This window comes from Maridesulfovibrio pacificus (SeqCode), from assembly GCF_048612815.1.
GTDB classification, from domain to species: domain Bacteria; phylum Desulfobacterota; class Desulfovibrionia; order Desulfovibrionales; family Desulfovibrionaceae; genus Maridesulfovibrio; species Maridesulfovibrio pacificus.
This window is the reverse complement of sequence record NZ_JBLZNE010000001.1, coordinates 46103-64438: the sequence shown is the minus strand read 5'-3', so window position 1 is coordinate 64438 and position 18336 is coordinate 46103. Positions and strand designations below refer to the sequence as shown.

Annotated in this window: 17 protein-coding genes; 6 read left to right on the top strand and 11 right to left on the bottom strand. The window is 45.7% G+C overall.

Features of this window, described 5'->3' with window-relative positions:
• Positions 1–13: 13 nt before the first annotated feature.
• Positions 14–472 carry a MarR family winged helix-turn-helix transcriptional regulator gene (locus ACNI23_RS00275; RefSeq protein WP_420245995.1) on the bottom strand — a complete coding sequence of 153 codons (459 nt, stop codon included), beginning with the start codon at positions 470–472 and terminating at the stop codon, positions 14–16.
• Positions 473–638: 166 nt separating this feature from the next.
• Between ACNI23_RS00275 and ACNI23_RS00270 the strand changes: the two genes are divergently transcribed.
• Together ACNI23_RS00270 and ACNI23_RS00265 are read left to right on the top strand one after the other, a co-directional pair.
• Entirely contained in the window at positions 639–1847 is a 1209-nt protein-coding gene (locus tag ACNI23_RS00270) for an alpha/beta fold hydrolase (protein ID WP_420245994.1), read from the top strand.
• Positions 1844–2728 carry an MlaA family lipoprotein gene (locus ACNI23_RS00265; protein ID WP_420245993.1) on the top strand — a complete coding sequence of 295 codons (885 nt, stop codon included), beginning with the start codon at positions 1844–1846 and terminating at the stop codon, positions 2726–2728. Before ACNI23_RS00270 ends, ACNI23_RS00265 begins: the two co-directional genes overlap by 4 nt.
• A gap of 36 nt (positions 2729–2764) precedes the next feature.
• Here ACNI23_RS00265 and ACNI23_RS00260 read toward each other — a convergent pair whose 3' ends face one another.
• Together ACNI23_RS00260 and ACNI23_RS00255 are read right to left on the bottom strand one after the other, a co-directional pair.
• The gene (locus tag ACNI23_RS00260) at positions 2765–3601 is read right to left on the bottom strand and encodes a DUF4198 domain-containing protein (RefSeq protein ID WP_420245992.1); all 837 of its coding nucleotides are present in this window, start codon (positions 3599–3601) and stop codon (positions 2765–2767) included.
• A gap of 113 nt (positions 3602–3714) precedes the next feature.
• On the bottom strand, positions 3715–4686 hold the full coding sequence (locus ACNI23_RS00255; RefSeq protein WP_420245991.1) for a GlxA family transcriptional regulator: 972 nt from the start codon (positions 4684–4686) through the stop codon (positions 3715–3717).
• 114 nt (positions 4687–4800) lie between these two features.
• Between ACNI23_RS00255 and ACNI23_RS00250 the strand changes: the two genes are divergently transcribed.
• On the top strand, positions 4801–5346 hold the full coding sequence (locus ACNI23_RS00250; RefSeq protein WP_420245989.1) for a cysteine hydrolase family protein: 546 nt from the start codon (positions 4801–4803) through the stop codon (positions 5344–5346).
• Here ACNI23_RS00250 and ACNI23_RS00245 read toward each other — a convergent pair.
• From ACNI23_RS00245 to ACNI23_RS00230, 4 genes are all read right to left on the bottom strand, one after another.
• Positions 5343–6275: a DMT family transporter gene (locus tag ACNI23_RS00245; protein ID WP_420245988.1), complete on the bottom strand. Its 933-nt coding sequence runs from the start codon at positions 6273–6275 to the stop codon at positions 5343–5345. The genes ACNI23_RS00250 and ACNI23_RS00245 overlap by 4 nt on opposite strands.
• Positions 6276–6290: 15 nt before the next feature.
• Complete coding sequence (locus ACNI23_RS00240) at positions 6291–7121, bottom strand: glycosyltransferase family 2 protein (RefSeq protein ID WP_420245987.1); 831 nt, start codon at positions 7119–7121, stop codon at positions 6291–6293.
• A 98-nt stretch (positions 7122–7219) separates the two neighbouring features.
• On the bottom strand, positions 7220–8317 hold the full coding sequence (msrB, locus tag ACNI23_RS00235; RefSeq protein WP_420245985.1) for a peptide-methionine (R)-S-oxide reductase MsrB: 1098 nt from the start codon (positions 8315–8317) through the stop codon (positions 7220–7222).
• 128 nt (positions 8318–8445) lie between these two features.
• Complete coding sequence (locus ACNI23_RS00230; protein WP_420245983.1) at positions 8446–9138, bottom strand: M15 family metallopeptidase; 693 nt, start codon at positions 9136–9138, stop codon at positions 8446–8448.
• Between the two features lie 120 nt (positions 9139–9258).
• Here ACNI23_RS00230 and ACNI23_RS00225 point away from each other — a divergent pair, with 120 nt between their 5' ends.
• Together ACNI23_RS00225 and ACNI23_RS00220 are read left to right on the top strand one after the other, a co-directional pair.
• Complete coding sequence (locus ACNI23_RS00225; RefSeq protein WP_420245981.1) at positions 9259–10281, top strand: ABC transporter substrate-binding protein; 1023 nt, start codon at positions 9259–9261, stop codon at positions 10279–10281.
• A 138-nt stretch (positions 10282–10419) separates the two neighbouring features.
• Positions 10420–11130, top strand: a complete 711-nt coding sequence (locus ACNI23_RS00220; RefSeq protein WP_420245980.1) for an alpha/beta hydrolase — start codon at positions 10420–10422, stop codon at positions 11128–11130.
• Positions 11131–11184: 54 nt separating this feature from the next.
• Here ACNI23_RS00220 and ACNI23_RS00215 read toward each other — a convergent pair whose 3' ends face one another.
• The 4 genes from ACNI23_RS00215 to ACNI23_RS00200 all read right to left on the bottom strand — a co-directional run bounded on the left by ACNI23_RS00215 (position 11185) and on the right by ACNI23_RS00200 (position 15565).
• On the bottom strand, positions 11185–11547 hold the full coding sequence (locus ACNI23_RS00215; RefSeq protein WP_420245978.1) for a hypothetical protein: 363 nt from the start codon (positions 11545–11547) through the stop codon (positions 11185–11187).
• Positions 11548–11717: 170 nt separating this feature from the next.
• A complete protein-coding gene (locus ACNI23_RS00210; RefSeq protein WP_420245976.1) occupies positions 11718–13064 on the bottom strand; it encodes a deoxyribodipyrimidine photo-lyase in 1347 nt (448 codons plus the stop codon).
• Positions 13057–14604: an SDR family oxidoreductase gene (locus tag ACNI23_RS00205; RefSeq protein WP_420245975.1), complete on the bottom strand. Its 1548-nt coding sequence runs from the start codon at positions 14602–14604 to the stop codon at positions 13057–13059. Before ACNI23_RS00205 ends, ACNI23_RS00210 begins: the two co-directional genes overlap by 8 nt.
• Positions 14597–15565, bottom strand: a complete 969-nt coding sequence (locus tag ACNI23_RS00200; protein WP_420245973.1) for a YbgA family protein — start codon at positions 15563–15565, stop codon at positions 14597–14599. Before ACNI23_RS00200 ends, ACNI23_RS00205 begins: the two co-directional genes overlap by 8 nt.
• Positions 15566–15796: 231 nt before the next feature.
• Here ACNI23_RS00200 and ACNI23_RS00195 point away from each other — a divergent pair, with 231 nt between their 5' ends.
• On the top strand, positions 15797–18250 hold the full coding sequence (locus ACNI23_RS00195) for a PAS domain S-box protein (protein WP_420245971.1): 2454 nt from the start codon (positions 15797–15799) through the stop codon (positions 18248–18250).
• Positions 18251–18336: the final 86 nt, after the last annotated feature.

Here is an 18336-nt window from a genome sequence, read left to right as displayed (position 1 = left end):
AAGCTAAAAAATTTTACTTCAAGTAGCTGTCCATCCAATCGTTCATCTTGCTACAGATATCGTCAAACATCTCAAGCTCCTCTTCAGACATGGATCGCAGGTAATCTATGAACTCGCTGTCATGGTCCAAGTGATATTTATAGTGGTTGTCACTGGCCTTTTTCCCAAGATCTGTTAGGCGCAATATAACCTTGGAACCATTTTGGGGATCAGTTTCTTTAAGCATCAATCCCTTTTTAACCAGCTTGCTGACCAGTTGTGATGTGGCGCCCTTGGTCACTCCTGATTCGCGGGCAAGATCAGTAATTCCGCATCCACCAAGAGTATCAATAGCGGAAAGAGTATGTATTTCAGATGGGTAAAGTTTAATCCCAACCCCGAAATCAAATGCCTGCCGCTCGACCATATTGAACTTAACCAGAACCCTGCCAAGCTCACGCATGTGCGGTATTATTTCTTTAGCGTCTTTCATAATAAAAGTGTTTAGCTACTAAACAGTTTTTTGTCAACCATGAATTTACAATACCATTGACTATTGCTACAAACAAAGCATGAAAAAAGTATTTATGGGGCCGGGAAAACATATTTTATTATTAATTTTTGCATTAATGCTTCCTTTGCTGTGCAAGATAAATCCCGTGGCCGCCGAAACATTACAATTCCCCATAGATGATCCATATAGAGCTACTATCTTCGGCACACCTCCTGACTTAATGTACAAACTGAAGGAACCTACTAAACCTTACGAATGCGAAATACTCATTGAAGGACGTAGGATTCCGGACATTTTCTGGTATAATGAAAAATTTTATTACACCACGGCCATGCAGGAAGGAGAAGCTCCACTGCTCTTCATCATCGCCGGAACCGGATCGGAACATGACTCCACCAAAATGCGTTTCCTGACCCAATTGTTCTATGAAGCAGGCTTCCATGTAGTAGGCCTTTCATCACCGACACATATGAATTTCGTGGTCAGTTTTTCCAAATACGGTGCTCCCGGATACGTACCCCATGATGTAGATGACCTTTACCGGGCCATGAAATGGATCAAAGCCGACCTTGAAGATGACCACAAAATAAGAAGCTACAGCATCACCGGATACAGCCTCGGAGCCATGCACTCGGCCTTCCTTGCCAAGCTGGACGAAGAGCGCAGGGATTTCCTTTTCCGCCGGGTATTGATGCTCAACCCTCCGGTCAGCCTGTACACTTCAGCCCTGCGCTTTGATTCATGGCTAAGCCCGGAAAACCTCGGCAACAAAACTCCCCGGCAGGTCATTGACGAACTTATCGAAGCTTTCTCCGAAATCTACGTTCAATCCGACATTGTCGACCTTGATGATAACTTCCTTTACGCCCTTTCGCAGCACATAAACTTTTCGGACATGGATATGCGGGCCATCATCGCCGCAGCCTTCAGAATGTCCTCAGCAAGCATGATATTCAGTTCCGATGTATGCCTCAATGCCGGCTATATCGTCCCGGTCAACAAACATCTCGGCGTAGGCGATAATCTCATGCCCTACACCAGAGTTTCGGCGGCAATCACTTTTGAGGATTACGTTGATGAATATCTGCTTCCCTACCTGCAATTCCTGACCCCCGGCACAACCAAGGGAGAGCTGGTAAGAAACTGCGATCTTACAAGTATCAAAGATTACCTGAGCAAATCAGATAAAATTTTCGTTCTCGGCAATGAAGATGACATCATTCTGGACAGTGCGGATGTAGATTTCCTGCGAGACACATTCGGGGACCGTGCGATTCTCTTTCCTCGTGGCGGACATTGCGGAAACATGATGTTTAAGCCTTATGCCCTGAAAGCGCAGGAGCTGATCAAATGATAAAAAAATTACTCAGCTTCATTCTGCTTTGCCTCCTGTTGCAGGGTTGCGCCACAATCAGCAAAAATGATCCTTCGCTAAATCTTAAACCTCAAGGCTTTATAGCCCCGGTCTCTCATGCTCCTCGGGCAGGACAGCCACAAACAAAGGACGCAGACCTCGACTTTCTTGAAGTATACGATCCATGGGATTCCATGAACCGTCAGATATACTCCTTCAACGCCCGTTTCGACCGTGCGATCTATATTCCGGCAGTAGATGTTTACACCACTGTAGTCCCTTCTCCGGTCCGCGAAGGGGTAACCAATGCGGTCAACAACCTGAATGAAGTAAAATCTTTCACTAACGGCATCCTGCAATTTAACGGCGGCAAAACCGCACGGGCCTTTTCCCGATTTGTAATCAATTCATCAGTGGGGCTGCTTGGAATATTTGACGTGGCCACCATGTGGGATTTGAAAGCAAAAGAGACAGGATTTGCTGACACGTTAGGTGTCTGGGGAGTCCCACCGGGACCGTATGTTGTCCTGCCTATTGTCGGTCCTTCAAGTATACGGGACACAGGTGGATCGCTGGGTGACTTTGCCCTGCTTTGGTACGAAATGAACTGGGTCTATGATCTTGCCGGTGTCAAAGAAGGCCGCACCGCCATCGGTATCGGAGAATCCACAATTCGTGGCCTCAACTTGCGCGCCAACGTACCATTTCGCTACTACCAGACAGGTTCTCCGTTTGAGTATGATCTGGTCCGCTTCCTCTATACGAAAAAGCGCGAACTCGATATGGAACGAGAAAAATTGGGAACTTCATCCGCAGGTAAGCCGTATATGAAGAAAGATTTTGATACTCTCCGAAGAAACAGGGAACCAGAGACAAAATAGAAAGAGGGACCGTCACGGTCCCTCTTTTTTTAAACTTTAATGGCTGTCCAATTTAGGCCTTTTACGCTCATTGGGAACTTCAAACACCAGCGTGGTGGTCTTTTTCTCCTGCATAAAATCAGAACTTTCCTTCATCGGTTCTTTCTTGGTAAAGAAACGCACAAACCATCTTCCGCTCACATCAATCGGCAGTTTGATTTTGCCGTCATGAATCTGCTGACGCTGAATATACATATCCTCGGCTTGAGTGGAGAATCCGTTGTATGTGGCATCCCAGTAGCCTTCCCCATGATAGGGCTTACCGTCCATATATACCTGCATTTCAAGCATATCCCCCTTCCTAAGCATGGATACATCCTTTGCCGGAACCAGTTCCATGGGCATTCCGACAATGGCTGGAAATACTGCTGAAGGATTCTCGCAGACCACATAAGTTTTGGTCCACTGACTACTGCGCAGGGAGGTAACAATTTCAGTAGCACGCTCTTTCACGCTGCTCATGGGTTTAATGGAATGACGTTTCCGGCCCTTCTTATCCAGCCATGTTGTGAAATGGCCGGGATTTGTGGCAGCGGTCAGTACATATGTTCCGGGTATCGAGTAATTGACGAGGTAGGCATGCAGCGATTTTTCGTCCCGGAGTTCAATATTGAATGATTTCCCGTCAGGCTGTTGCACTGTGATGTGGTTAATTTTTTTCATACGCACAGCGTCATCTACCGGGACATGGTGTCCGTAACAGAAGAACAGCGGTGACTTTTTACCTTCGGAAACATGATAACGTCCCGCCTGAATATACAGAGAATGGGCTGAGGCTGCTGCGGGAACAAATATCGTAAAAACCATAATAAGCGCAAAAAATTTCTTAATCATCTGGTGATCCTTTATAATGGTTACAGTTAGGACGGACCAAAACAGATAACGAAATCCGTTTTCAATATCAAGAAATTACACTCATACTCATTATTTGGCAATAGTACCTGATTTTAATCCAGACGGCTGAAACGACTACGGTATTCGCGGGGACTTAAGCCGGTCATACGTTTAAAAAGACGCCTAAAGGATGAAGGATTATCATACCCGATCAGAACTGTAATCTCATCCACGCCTTTACTACTGACTTCAAGCAGGTGGCGTGCAGCCTCAATGCGCAATTGTTGCAGATAGTTATTTGGAGTCATGCCCGTGGCCCTTTTAAAACGACGCAAAAAAGTACGCTCACCAAGACCGGACTGCTCAGCCAATAATGCTATATTTACCGGACAGCTATAATTTTCCTGCATCCATTCCTGCACCCGCAGAATATCCTTATCCGTGAAACCTTCATCCACAGACTTGCTCTCGAACATGAAATACGGAGTCTGGACATCACGGGTAGAATCCATCACCAATGTCTTGGCGCAAGCGGATGAGATATCCCGCCCCATAAAACGAGCCACAATATGCAAGGCAAGATCCTGCCACGCCATAGCCCCTCCGGCGCAAATATAACCGCCCCCATCAATGAGCATACGCCGGGGCTGCAAATCAACGGCTTTAAAACGGGCTGAAAAATCCGGTGCCAACTTCCAATGCGTTGTGGCTGGCTTTCCATCCAGCAAACCGGCATGAGCCATGAGGAATGATCCGGCGCAGGCTGAAGCCAGAATTGTCCCTTGTTCTCCAAGTTCAGCAATACGCTTAATGAGCGGCTCATTTTCCAGCAAAATTTCAACATCTCCGAACACCGGCGGAATGACCAGAATATCCGGCCGTGTATCCTGAACGCTCCCGGCGACCTGCAAGGCAATCCCCACAAAACCTGAAACGGATTCTCCATAAGGACTCAAGATCGATAAGCCGCTAAATCTATCTCCAACTGAGTCAGTTGCAAGACTGTTAGCGATACTGAAAATTTCCAGCACCCCGGCAACCGCACTGACCAGACAATTATCATAGGCAAGAACTGCTATATTCATGATGACCCATTGTCGTTTTCGGCATGTTTATTGTCAATAGTGCCACTTAGATTTTGATGCGATTCTGTCAGCATGTACTCAACTTGAACGCAATACTTCTACAAGGAGAATCTAATGAGTAAAAAAGCATTGATCATCATCGATATCCAGAACGATTATTTTCCCGGCGGCAAGTTCATGCTGGACAACAGCGAACAAGCCGGAGCTAAGGCAGCGCAGGTCCTCGAACATTTCAGAAAAACAGCACAGCCTGTAATCCACATCCAACACATTTCAGTGCGGGAAGGATCATTTTTCTTTTTGCCTGAAACTGAAGGTGTAAAGATTCATGACTGCGTTAAACCGCTGGGAAACGAAACTGTCATCAATAAAAATTATCCGAACAGTTTCCGGGAAACCAACCTTGATGATGAACTAAAAAGATTAGGTGTGAATGAACTGGTCATCGTCGGAATGATGAGCAACATGTGTGTTGACGCAACCACCCGCGCTGCTGCGGATATGGGCTACATATGCACGGTTGTACACGATGCATGCTGCGGGGCCAGCCTTGAATTCAATGGTGTAAAAGTAGGCTCTACGGAAGTTCATGCCGGATTCATGGCTTCGCTGGGCATGTTCTATGCGCAGATGGCCAGCGCAGAAGAATTGATAGGCTAACGCACATTTTGAACCCGAAGATATAACATCAAGCCGAGCATGGTCAGGCCGATACCGGCCCACCCCAGCATCCCGGGCAATGTTCCGTGCAGCAATATGACCTCTCCGGCCAAGGAAAAAAGCACTTCCATTGACTGTGTACAATCTGCTGCGGCCAGTTCTGCCGCGTTCCGGGCTTTGTGCCGGGCGTAGAGAAACAGGCTGGTCGCGGCAATGCCGGAAAAGATCGCCACAAGCGCGGTATTTATAATCTGCCCTGTTTGCGGAAGTGGGGGCTGTGTCACTAGAATTAATCCGGCCCAAAGCGGCAGTGAGCCGAGAGTCAGCAACAGTACGCGGCAAAAAGGATCATCCATAGCCGGGTCATCTAATGCCGGAATCCTGCCGCTGCCGCCGTTACGCGCCTCCCAGACCAATTGATTTCCGAATGGATAGGCAAAAGCAGCAACAAAAACCGGGATAGCTCCTAGCAGAACCGCATTCCATGAACTATCCTCAACACTTTCGATATTGACCAGCAACACCCCGGCAAAAATGACCAAGGTCAGCAGTAAAGCACGCAAAGGCACCTTTTTGCCGAATCCAAGCAGGACCAGCGGGGTAGCGAGGATGGTGGTCTGCCATGTGGCTGCGACTACCCATCCAGGAGTGTATGAGGCACTGAAAGTGATCAGGGCATAGAATACTCCGAAGCCGACTCCACCGGCAACAGTCCAGAATTTCCAATGCTTCAGATAAAGTTGAAAGGAACGGACCAGCAATTCACGGCGAAAAAATCCAAGCCCGATGAAAAGCAAAGCCAGCATCCAGAAGTAGCGCAGGCTTGCAGACCAGACCCAGTGTCCGCCATCCAGACTCATGGCCCTGTTAAGCACAAAAGTAGAGCTGAAAAAAAATGCAGCGAGAATACCGGTCAGGATAATCTGCATTAAAATCTCCGTAAGTTAACTTGATATCTCGCCTTTCCTGATCATATTGGAAAGTTTCTGCAGATCATCGGGAGTTGGAATGTAGCCGCGCTGAAAAGAAGGAGCATGAGCCCGTCCACGCAAATGGTCATTGGCCCAGCCGACCACTGCCTTATGAAAAAACCCGGGATTATTTACAACAATATGGGCCTTTGCCGCGCCATCCTCTTTTTCAGCCTGAAGTGAAAAATTGGATTCATGAACATGGTGGATGTAAAGAGACTGCGCGACATGCTTAAATTTTGCGCCAACCATCAAGCATTGCACCCAGTAATCCCAGTCTTCATAGGAGGTGTTGTCGCGGTAACGGACTCCGGCATCCCATAATTCCCGGCGATAAACAGCAGCAGATGCCACCGTATTCTGATCCCTTAAATGGCTGGGGTTAAAATCTGACAGGATACGAATGAAGGATTCTTTGTGCCCAACTTCATGGTAATCTGAATAAACTACCGATACCTTCGGGGTGGATTCAAGCAGGCCGATGCATGTTTCCAGAAATTCCGGTCTCATTTCATCATCCGGGTCAAAGCAGAGCAGATACTTTCCCTCAGCCTGTGCAAGACCGTGGTTGCGAACAGGTCCAGGCCTGCCGGACCTTGGCGGCGTTAGAATTTTAAAATCGCTGCACTCAAGAATACCTGCCCACTTTCGGGCCTGTTCAAGGGAGTTATCACTGCTTCCGTCATCAATAAAAATCACCTCGACATCACGGAGCGACATTGTTTGCGCTGCCAGAGAACCGAAAAAACGATCGGCAAAACATCCGTAATTATAATTGGGTATGATGATGGAAAGCAAAGTCATGCATTTGTGTCCAGTGCGGGAGTTTTTTAAAACACCTACACCACACTGCTCCAAGAAAGCAAGCGGCCCGAAACATAACTGCTCCGGGCCGATCTTTCTTACTTGAATAACTTCCGGTACTCGCCGTAGCCTTCCTTTTCGAGATCTTCAAGCGGAATGAAGCGCAACGATGCGGAATTAATGCAATATCGTAGACCTGTGGGCTGTGGTCCGTCATCAAAGACATGCCCAAGATGAGAATCCGCCTTGCGGGAACGGACCTCAATGCGGGTCATAAAGAAAGAACGGTCTTTCTTCTCCACAACACCCTGCCCTTCAATTGGTTTGGTAAAACTGGGCCATCCTGTGCCGGAATCAAACTTATCACGAGAACTGAAAAGCGGCTCGCCGGAAACAATATCTACGTATATTCCTTCCCGATGATTGTCCCAGAACTCGTTACTGAAAGCCGGTTCTGTTCCATCCTCGCGGACCACCTTGAATTGCAGCGGAGTCAGGATTTCGCGCAATTTAGCATCGTCAGGCCGTTTGTAACCATCCATTTTCTGCACCGGTTGCGTGTTATCTTCTTCCTGCTTCCAATGCTCCTCGATGAAAGAATCTCTGCCGGACAAGAACCTATACCAATTGTAACGAACCGAGTTCTTCTTGTAGTAATCCTGATGGTATTCCTCGGCCCGATAAAACTTTTCAAATGGTATCAGCTTGGTTGCAAGAGGACGTTCAAATACACCTGAACCGTCTATATCCAGTAAAACATCTGCAGCAATCTTTTTCTGCTCATCATTATGATAAAAGATGGCCGAAGTGTACTGCTCTCCACGATCATTGAAGGAGCCTCCCGGATCAGTTGGATCATGATGCTTCATAAAAACCCGCAAAATCTCTTCGTAGCTGACCTTGGCGGGATCAAAGCGTACCTGTACGACTTCAAGATGCCCGGAATTACCCGAACTTACCTGTTCGTAGGTTGGATTATCAACATGCCCGCCGGAATAGCCGGACACAACTTCAAGGACTCCGTCAACTTTCTCAAGATCAGACTCAACGCACCAGAAACATCCTCCGGCAACAGTTGCGACCTCATAAGCATTTGTAGTTTTCTGCATCTTGATTTCCCCTTTGCTTTCAGCAGCAAATGCTTGCCCTGCAAACAATAAGACCATGAAACAAAGATATGGCATCAGCGTTTTCATACCCTACCCTCATATTAATAATTATTACCAATAAAGTATAACCATATCGCCCATAGTCAATCAATTAAAGAAAACAAAAAGGCGCAGCCAAATCAGACTGCGCCTTCTAATCAAACTGTCATATGTTTTCAGTTGATTGGAAAATTAAAATAGTTTTCTGGAAACGGCTCGAATTCAAGCGTAAAATGCCACCATTCTTCCTTCAAGGGCTTGAATCCGTTACGCACCATTATTTCGCGCAATAAAGCACGGTTTGAGCGCACCTGCACACTCTCATCCTTATTTTCCGGCCAAGACTCAGGTCCGAAATAATCGAAGCCTGTACCCATATCAAGTTCCTGACCGGTCTTGAGATCAATTATGGTCAAGTCCACAGTTGACCCACGGGAATGGCTGGATTTTTCAGCAATATATCCACCGCTAAAAAGATCTTCCTTCTGCACACCAGGATAATATTTCTGCTTCATGCGGATATCGTTCAAATCCTCTGCCCAACGCACAAAATGAAGAACAGCATCCTGTGGGCGATAACCATCAAAAATCTTCAAACCTAAACCGAAGGGAGCAAGATCCTTTTGCGCCCCCGCCAGCGCAGTTGCTGCATCACGAGTCAGAATGATCCGCTCGGCCCCATAGCCATCAATGGATTCACCTACAAAATTATCACTGCCGAAATAGCGGACATCATAAACTACGTCAGAAAGAATATTATCCAGATAGCAAAACTCATCGGGCAATCCGTCCTGCCCGCTGAAAGCAACAGAAAATGAAAATACAACACTCAAAATAATTAACAGCACGCAACATTTAATACTACGCATCCGACCTCCAATGTCCAAGGCACAAGAATATATTGTCATTATCAAACTAATTGCAGGAAAACAAAAATAAATATAGGCTTTTATTATTAAGATCTTTCACCAAAAACAATTCACGTTATAATGGCAGATTCAACATCCATCTCTATATCAAGAAAATATAAATTTTTGTGTACACTTATATCTTGCACACTATTGACAGCATACATACTGTGTATTCCCTGTGCAAGTTATGCTCAAAAAACAATTGTTACCATCCCTAAAGCAACCATCTTTAATTTCTGGCGGATCGTCTGTATGGGCGCCCATGCAGCCGTTGAAGATTCTGACATAAAATTGATCTGGCGCGGATCAAGGGTGGAAAACAAACCCAGTGCACAGCAGCACCTTCTTGAATATTATATCGACCAAAAAGTTGATGCAATTGTGCTGGCTCCCATGGACCGCAAAATACTGAATCCATATATTGAAAAAGCTGCACAAGCAGGAATCAAAATCGTAATCATAGACTCTCCGGTAACAACCGATTCCATAGACTGCTTCATTTCTACAGATAATTACAAAGCAGGAGCAATGGGAGCGGAGCTGATGGCCTCCAGACTAAACAGCGCAGGTCCGGTTCTGGTGGTCGGGCACTCTCCGGATAATGGTTCATGCGCTTTGCGAGAGAAAGGATTCATCGACAGAATGCAGGACCTGTCTCCGGGACGCACCATCATCACCATCCATATGCTGGACGGCAGCGAGCGGGAAACAAGGCTATCCACTGAAGAAATTTTGAAAAACACCCCCTGTATTGCCGGGGTCTTCACAACCAACGAAGCCACATCGGATGGAGTCCTGCATGTTATGCAGGACCGCAACGGAACGCACATTCCGTTTATTGCCTTTGATTACAATCAAAAACTGCTTGAAGGGGTTCGCAACAAGCAAATCGAAGCCCTCATCACTCAAAGGCCGTATGCTCTGGGCTTCTTCGGGGTACGCTCAGCTATTGAGCTGCTAAACGGTAAAAAGGTTTCGAAACAAATGGAAAGCCCGGTTACAGTCATAACCAACGACAACATAGATGAAGCCGGCTCATTGCGCTGCTTACGCAAAATATCCATTGAAGAAAAATCCGCATGCCCCATATGTTTTAATTAACATTCCGCACTAAAAAACTCAGAGCGTTGACAAGCCCGCGAAGAAGAATCAAAGCAATTCTTACACGAAATATTTTACAAACAATTTCATCACTTCTTGAACTATATTAGCCTGTACAATTTTCCGGGAAATCTGAAGATGAAAATCAAACACATTAACATAGAAAACATACCCGCAATCCTCTGGGGTGAAGAATCCGAGTATCTGATTATTGCTGTACATGGCAACAAAGCAAGTAAGACGGACAATTCAATTGCCGTACTTGCAGAAGAAGCCACCAAGTCAGGATATCAAGTCTTAAGCTTTGATCTTCCTAAGCACGGGGACCGTCAGGAAGAAACTAGGCTTTGCAAAGTTCAAAACTGCGTTCAGGATTTGAGAGTCATAATGGATTTCTCAAAATCAATTTCAAAAAAAATCAGTTTGTTTGCATGCAGCATAGGTGCTTACTTCAGCCTCTTAGCTTATAAAGATGATGTAATAAAACAAAGCTTATTCCTTTCTCCTGTTGTAGACATGGAGTCGATCATCTCAAAGCTAATGAGCTGGTTTGACGTAACCGAAGAAAGGCTGGAAAAAGAACAAACAATCTCTACCCCGATTGGAGAAACTCTCTATTGGGACTATTACTGTTACGTAAAAGAAAACCCCATAATTTTATGGAATTCCCCCACATCAATTCTTTACGGTTCAAAGGACGAACAGTGTGACTTTGCAACCATTTCAGCTTTTGAAGATAAGTTCACTTGCGACTTGGAAGTAATGGAAGGCGGTGAACACTTTTTTCACACAGAAGAACAAATATCGTACTACAGAAGCTGGTTGAAAGAATCACTCCTGAAGAAATAATAAAGGCCGACTCCCTCAGGAACCGGCCTTAAATATAAGACTATTTTCTTTAAATCAGCCACCGAACCAACCGGGAGCCAGAACTTCCATTGCCTTGGTGTAATGAACACGCAAATCTTCGAGCTTGCCGGAAATAACTTTTTCCTGCTCACCGAGACTGGTGGGGCAAACATCTTTCATCTGTTCTACAACAGCTTCCAGTTCTTTCATGGTCGACTTGAGATGCACGATCTGATCCTTGAGATTATCGGACTTGTCGTCAACCAGAACGTCATACAGCCGTGATTTCCACGAATTGAGCTCCATTTCCAAGCCCTTGCAATAGTGATTTACAGCCTGCTGTTTTGATTCTTCAGTGCTACAACCGTCAATACCTACGCAACTGGGACAAGGTCCTGGATAATCCATATTAGCCATAACAAACCTCCAAATAATAAATTTAAGGACTGTTGAATTTTAACACGCTATATCGGCATTGACATTATTTTTCTCAAAAAAAATCTCTTCCTATAACTAATGATAATTTAGAACTTTATTCCAACTTAATGAGTAGGCACATACTACAAAATGCAAACAGCATCTCTTTTTCAAATACTCCTGCTCCATTTTCTGACATAAGCATCCACATCAAATTTGCGGCGGCAGCCCCGTTCATTCATATAGCGAATTGAACCGAAAACAGACCGCTTTTTCCACCCCCGGTCATGCACCCCTCCGATAGACCAAAGCGCACCCACATAGCCATTTGGATCACGCCCATCCAATTCAAAACGGTCGTTAAGCGCAATGGTAATTCTCAAGGCCTCTTCTGCTGAGGCAGACCATTCCAGAATTTTTTTGGCCCAATACATACGCATGTACCCATGCATGAATCCAACAGAAACCATCTGGTTCTGAGCCGCATTCCACAAGGCAGAATGGGTACGCGCCTGTTCAAAATCTTCATACGAATACAGATAAGCCCGCCTATCTGCAGAATGCTCAGACAAGGTTTTCTGTGCCCAATCCGGTGCAGCATCCAGCGAATCATAATTGGGTGTGTGCAAACAAAAATTATCTGAAAGCTCACGACGAATAATAAGCTCTTCAAGATATGAATCCACACTTTCGCCAGCAGGTCTGGCTGCAACAGCCAAAGCTGCCCGCTGCGGAGACAGTTGCCCGAAATGATAATATGCTGAAAGACGGGATGTTGCTTCAGCATTGGGATCATTACGCTTTTCCGCGTAAGCTCCAAGTCCGTGCGCCACAAATTCATCAAGAGCCGCGTGGGCAGCCGCTTCTCCGGGAATCAGATCAACAGGACCGACAGTCTCATCAACTTCAAGAGAACTCCGTACCTGTTTCCAATCGACAACCGGGAAAGCCTCACCCTTTACTTCAGCGGGCGCTAGTTCCGGGAATTCCTCCAAAAATTCCGGGAGCAATCTCTGGATCTTGGGCCTGATGGTACGCGCCCCATACTCACGCTTGTCAGTAACAAAACGGGCCGGAACAATATTATGACCATCAACCTCCAGCAGCGGAATATCGATCTTCTGCCCGATATTTTTCTGCCATTGCTGCTTTATACGCAGGGGATCAAAATCAGTAACCACAGCTCCTGCCCGAATCTTTGAGACAAAAGCAGGTAATGTTTCATCAGGTTGCCCACTGAGCAGGACAAAATCGTAACCCAAATCACGCAAATCATGTTCAACCTGCTGCATGCCGTTGAGCATGAAATCATAATGGCGCAGAGTTGCACCGAGGAATGAAGGAACAAGACAAAAAACTACAATCAACGGGACTTTGTCACCGGTCAGTTCCCGTGCATGGAGTAACCCCCAATTGTCGCGAACACGCTGTTCACGACTCATCCAATAGAGAATCGGTCCACCTGAAATTTCAACTGAGTTGAGTTTTTGGATTCTCCTAAAATCAACTTTAGCCATTATCCTTTCCTCCGGGGATACGGCATCGCGGAGCCGGACCTTCAACCAGTTCAGGACCTTCCATTATGAGGCACCCGCTCTTCTCTGCCAAAGCCCGGGCCATCCCTTTAAAAACAAGCGCATGAAACGGGTATACCGACCACCAATAAAGGATTCCACCCAACCCGCGAGGAAGGAATCGTGCTGTCATGGTCAATTCAGTATCTCCGACGATGGTATTCTCAAGACTGAATTCAAGCAGGGCCTCTCCGGGCAATTTCATCTCTGCCAGCAGAAGCAGCCTTTCACCGGGCTGAACATCCAGCACCCTCCAAAAATCAAGAGCATCACCGACGCTGACCGAGGAAGGATGCCTGCGACCACGGCGCAACCCCACACCGCCAACTAACTTATCCAGCCATCCACGAATGGACCAAAGTCCATTGCAGCAATACCAGCCTTCATCACCACCAATGGATATAATTTTATTCCAAAGGTCATCGGCGCATCCTTCCAGCTTCACTCGGTAAGCTGAATGATAGACTGTCCCACCGGAATAACCGGCATCTCCGCAAATGGCCCATTCCGGGGTTTCAATGGTTCCGGCATCAGACCAGCAGGTATCAACAACTTCCTGCTCTACTTTGTTTAACGCACGACGGATGGCAATCCGGCAGTCAGTTAATTCACAAGGCATAATTTCACGGATACGATAGTCTTTGCAGACCACCCGGTTGCGTAGCCCCATTACCAGCGGGACAGCCAAAGAAACCGGAACAGGAGAAACCAGTCCCAGCCAGTATGAAGATAATTTTGGGGAGACAAACGGAACAGGAATGATCAAACGCTTACGCAATCCTGCCTCTTGCTGATAAATTCGAAACAACTTTTCATATGTCTCAATAAAGGGGCCACCGATATCATAACTCTCACCGGCAGTCTCAGGATGATCAAGACAACCGGAAAGATAAAACAAAACATCACGGATGCTGATCGGCTGGCTCTCGGTACGCACCCAGCGCGGGGTGATCATCACAGGGAGACGGTCCACCAGATAACGCAGGATTTCAAACGAAGCACTACCCGAACCAAGAATGACTGCAGCCTTAAGCGTGGTACACGGCACCTTTCCTGAGGAAAGGATATCAGCAACCTCAGCTCGTGATTTCAGGTGGTGACTGATATTCGGATCATCCGGGACCATGCCGCCAAGATAGATTATCCTTTCCAATCCGGCCTGCTCAGCAGCATGAACGGTATTTTGCGCTGCAATACGGTCTTTTTCTGCAAAATCAGAACTGCCCGGTTGCATGGAATGCACCAGATAGTAAACAGCGAAACAACCCTGCAAAGCTTTTTCCAGGGATTCGCGATCAAAAAGATCCGCTTCTGCCAGCTCACAGTTTTCATGAAAACAGTATGGGCGGTTACGCAACTTGGCTTGAGACCGCCCTACGGCTCGAACTCTCCATCCCTGATCCAGAAGTTGCGGTACGAGTCGTCCTCCCACATATCCGGTGGCTCCCAGCACACAAATCATTTTGTTTTGACGATCAGACATGATTCCTCAGCATTAATTCTGCAGGATAAGGGTTGAGATAAAACTGTTGCTCCAAATATGTCTTTTCATATTTGCGCACGTAATGATTAATCATGGTTACCGGAACAATCAAAGGTATCATCTGCTTATGAAATTGATCAATCAACTTTAACATTTCCTGCTTCTCGTCTGCTGATAGATCTTTCTTAAAATGCCCCAAGACGTGGGTCAGTACATTTACATGCTTCTTGACTGTTGGCCTATAAGTAAGAGCTTTGAAGAGCATAGCCGCATATTCTTTACTTAAGGATAAAGGATCAGCACTACCTGCAGTAGAAACAAGTCTGCCCATCTCGCGGTAAATGACTTCATTGTGGACCATTATCAACATTTTATGACGGGTATGAAAATCAACAAGCTTAGCAGGAGAAAGCCCGCCATCTAAAACATCACGCCACCGCTTGAAGGTAAAAATACGGTTGATAAAATTTTCTCTGATTCCGGAATCATGCAACCTACCATCATCTTCACATGGAAGTGACGGGAAGTGATCCATAACCATGCGGGCCCAAATTCCGGTACCGGAATAAAAGATCTTCCCGTCATCGCCAAAAACCTTCATCCGGCCCAAGGCATTTGAAGGGGAGCCATGCTTGAATATGTAACCGCTTAGATTCTCTTTATCCAATGCAGCTAATTTTTTACGCCCCCATTCCTGCATGCGCCCGGTCCAATCTTCACCGGAATTACGCCCCACTAATCGTGGATTCTCCAACTCTCCTACCAGACGGACAGCCTCACGGGGAATGCCCATACCGCATTCTGTCTCAGGACAGACAGGAACCCACTCAACAAACGGCCCCAATACATCCCTTAAGTAACGATCCAGTTTGTGCGAACCGTCATAACGAACATTTTCACCCAGCAAACACCTGGCTATCCCAATCCTGACTTTTCCCTCTTCAGTTTCTATTTTTGTCATGCCAGCCTCCTCTATGAATAAGCATATTTTTTTATAAACTAACTCATATACAAAAGGAAAACCATAGAAGTAACAACATACCTCAATATTTAGTCACCCCAAAGCCACATCATTACATGCAGGAGATGATTTTTTTATTTCTTTAATGGAAAAAAACACCTTTTTTTCATATTATAAAAACTCTCAGGCCCTTTATAAAACGATTTAGGCTTCATGGACGGTCCAGCAAATATGAAATCACCACAGGCAGCATTAAGAGAAGCCCGCAAGCAGGCTATGGAAGCGGAAAAAACCATCAAGGCACTCCTTGATGCGAATGCGCAATCCATACTCCTTCTTAAAAATGACGGCACAGTGATTCACGTCAACCGCATAGTAGCCGATATTCTGCAAACCTCTCCTGAGGCGCTCACGGGCAAAGATATATTCGACTGCCTGTCCCCTGAGCTATCCGAACCCAGGAGGCAAGTATTTAACAACGTGGTTAAGAGCGGAAAGCCGATTAAGTATCAGGACATGAGGGAAGACAGAATAATACTCCATTCCCACTACCCGATAATTGAAAACGGCATAGTTGAAAGGGTGGCTATTTATGCCGAAGATATCACCGATGTAATCAACAAAGAACGGGAGCTTGCACATAGCAAACATCTGCAGTCTGTACTCTACGAAATTATCTGCCAATTCAATTCAGCAAAAGACCTGAACGACCTAATGCGCTCAATACATGAGATAATGCTTAAGGAGCTTAAGGCAAAAAACTTCTACATAGCCCTTATTGAACCCGAACAGGAAGAGCTGGTATTCACATATTGTGTAGATGAAGGAATTAACAAATATCCGCCAATTCAAAACATATACGGCCGGAACAACAAACGAATCAGTCTGCTGCCCATCCAGAAAAACGAAATAATACAATTAACCCGGCAGAAGATAATTGATTCAGTTGAAAACGACTCTTTGGAAATTATGGGCCGGATTCCCGAAATATGGATCGGGGTTCCCATGCGGGTAAGAAACTCACCGATTGGAGTGCTGGTCATTCAGGATTATGAAAATTCTGACATCTTTTCGGAAGATGATATTCAACTTTTTTCAGCTTGTTCCCATCAGATTGCCTTGGCTATTGAACGAAAGAAGTACAACTCCGCAATCCGTGAAAGCGAAGAACAATACCGGGCTCTTTTTGAAAACAACCACTCAGTCATGCTCATCATCAACCCGGAGACAGGCAAAATACTGGATGCAAATTCAGCAGCATCAGAATTTTACGGATATTCCCATAGGGAACTGCAAGCAAAAAATATTTTTGAGATCAACGCCCTTTCCCGTGCCGAAGTAATCTCAAATATGAGTGAAGCGCATGAGGCTGAGTGCACAAACTTTATATTCCAGCATCGATGCAAAAACGGCGAGATAAAAGATGTTGAAGTTTTTTCAGGGCCATTCAATCACAATGGGAAGACCCTGCTCATTTCCATCATCCATGACATTACCAAAAGACTGAAAAATGAGAAGGAACTTTCCGCAGCCAAGGAATCCGCAATTCAAGCCAACAAGACGAAAGATGAATTTCTAGCCAACATCAGCCACGAAATAAGAACTCCGTTAAATGGCGTTATGGGAATGCTGCAGGTCATGAACTCGGCAAGACTAAATCAGGAACATAGGAACTGCATCAGTGTAGCCCTGCAATCTTCTCGTAATCTGCTGCGCGTTTTAGATGACATTCTGGATCTGTCGAAAGTTGAAATGGGTACTCTTGACCTTTTTGAAGATAGATTTTCCCTCAACAAACTATTGGAAGAAAGCATCAACCTATTCAAACCGCAAGCCGAAAAAAAAGAAGTAGAATTGTCATATTCCATTTTCCCTGAGACAGAATCCTACTACCTTGGTGACGAAGGCCGTATAAGGCAGATTCTTTTCAACCTGATTGGCAACAGCATTAAATTCACTGACCACGGTGCAATTAGAGTTGAAGCCAGAACTGGTCCGGGAACCTGTCAGGAAAAGAATAATCTTTATTTCACTGTTAGTGACACCGGAATCGGTATTCCTGAAGACTATCAAGAACGTATTTTCGACTCATTTACTCAGGTAGATGGCTCACTTTCAAGACGATACAAGGGTGCCGGCTTGGGCCTTGCCATTGTAAAAAGACTTATCGAACTAATGGAAGGCTCAATTGAAATTGAAAGTTCACTGCATCACGGCACTACAATAAGTTTCACAATTTCTTTGAAAATTGCAGATCCCCCTGAACCAACCCAAAACAAACAGTCCGATTCTATGATAAAAACTCCCATACTTCACATCCTGCTGGTTGAAGACGAGCCCGTAAACAGAATGATGGCTCGCAAACTTTTGGAACGAATGGGGCACAAAGTAACTTGTGCGGAGAATGGAGCTCATTGCCTTGAAATTCTGAGTGAAGGTGTGTTTGATACCATACTTATGGATATCCAGATGCCCATCATGGACGGGTTGGAAGCTACCCGGACAATCCGTACCTCAAATAATTTTATCAACGTGCGTGATATTCCAATCATAGCTCTTTCCGCACACGCAAATAAGGAAAGCAGGTACTCAGCCCTTGAAGCCGGAGTGAACGGCTATCTTTGCAAACCGTTTGAGATGAAAGATCTTGAAAAAATTATCGCCGGAACAGCACGTAGAGATTAAATCCCCCCTGATCCAACTCCCGAAACAGTTGACATAGAGGCATTTTCAAAGGCATTGAATTGAACTCGGCAGATTACTCAAATAAA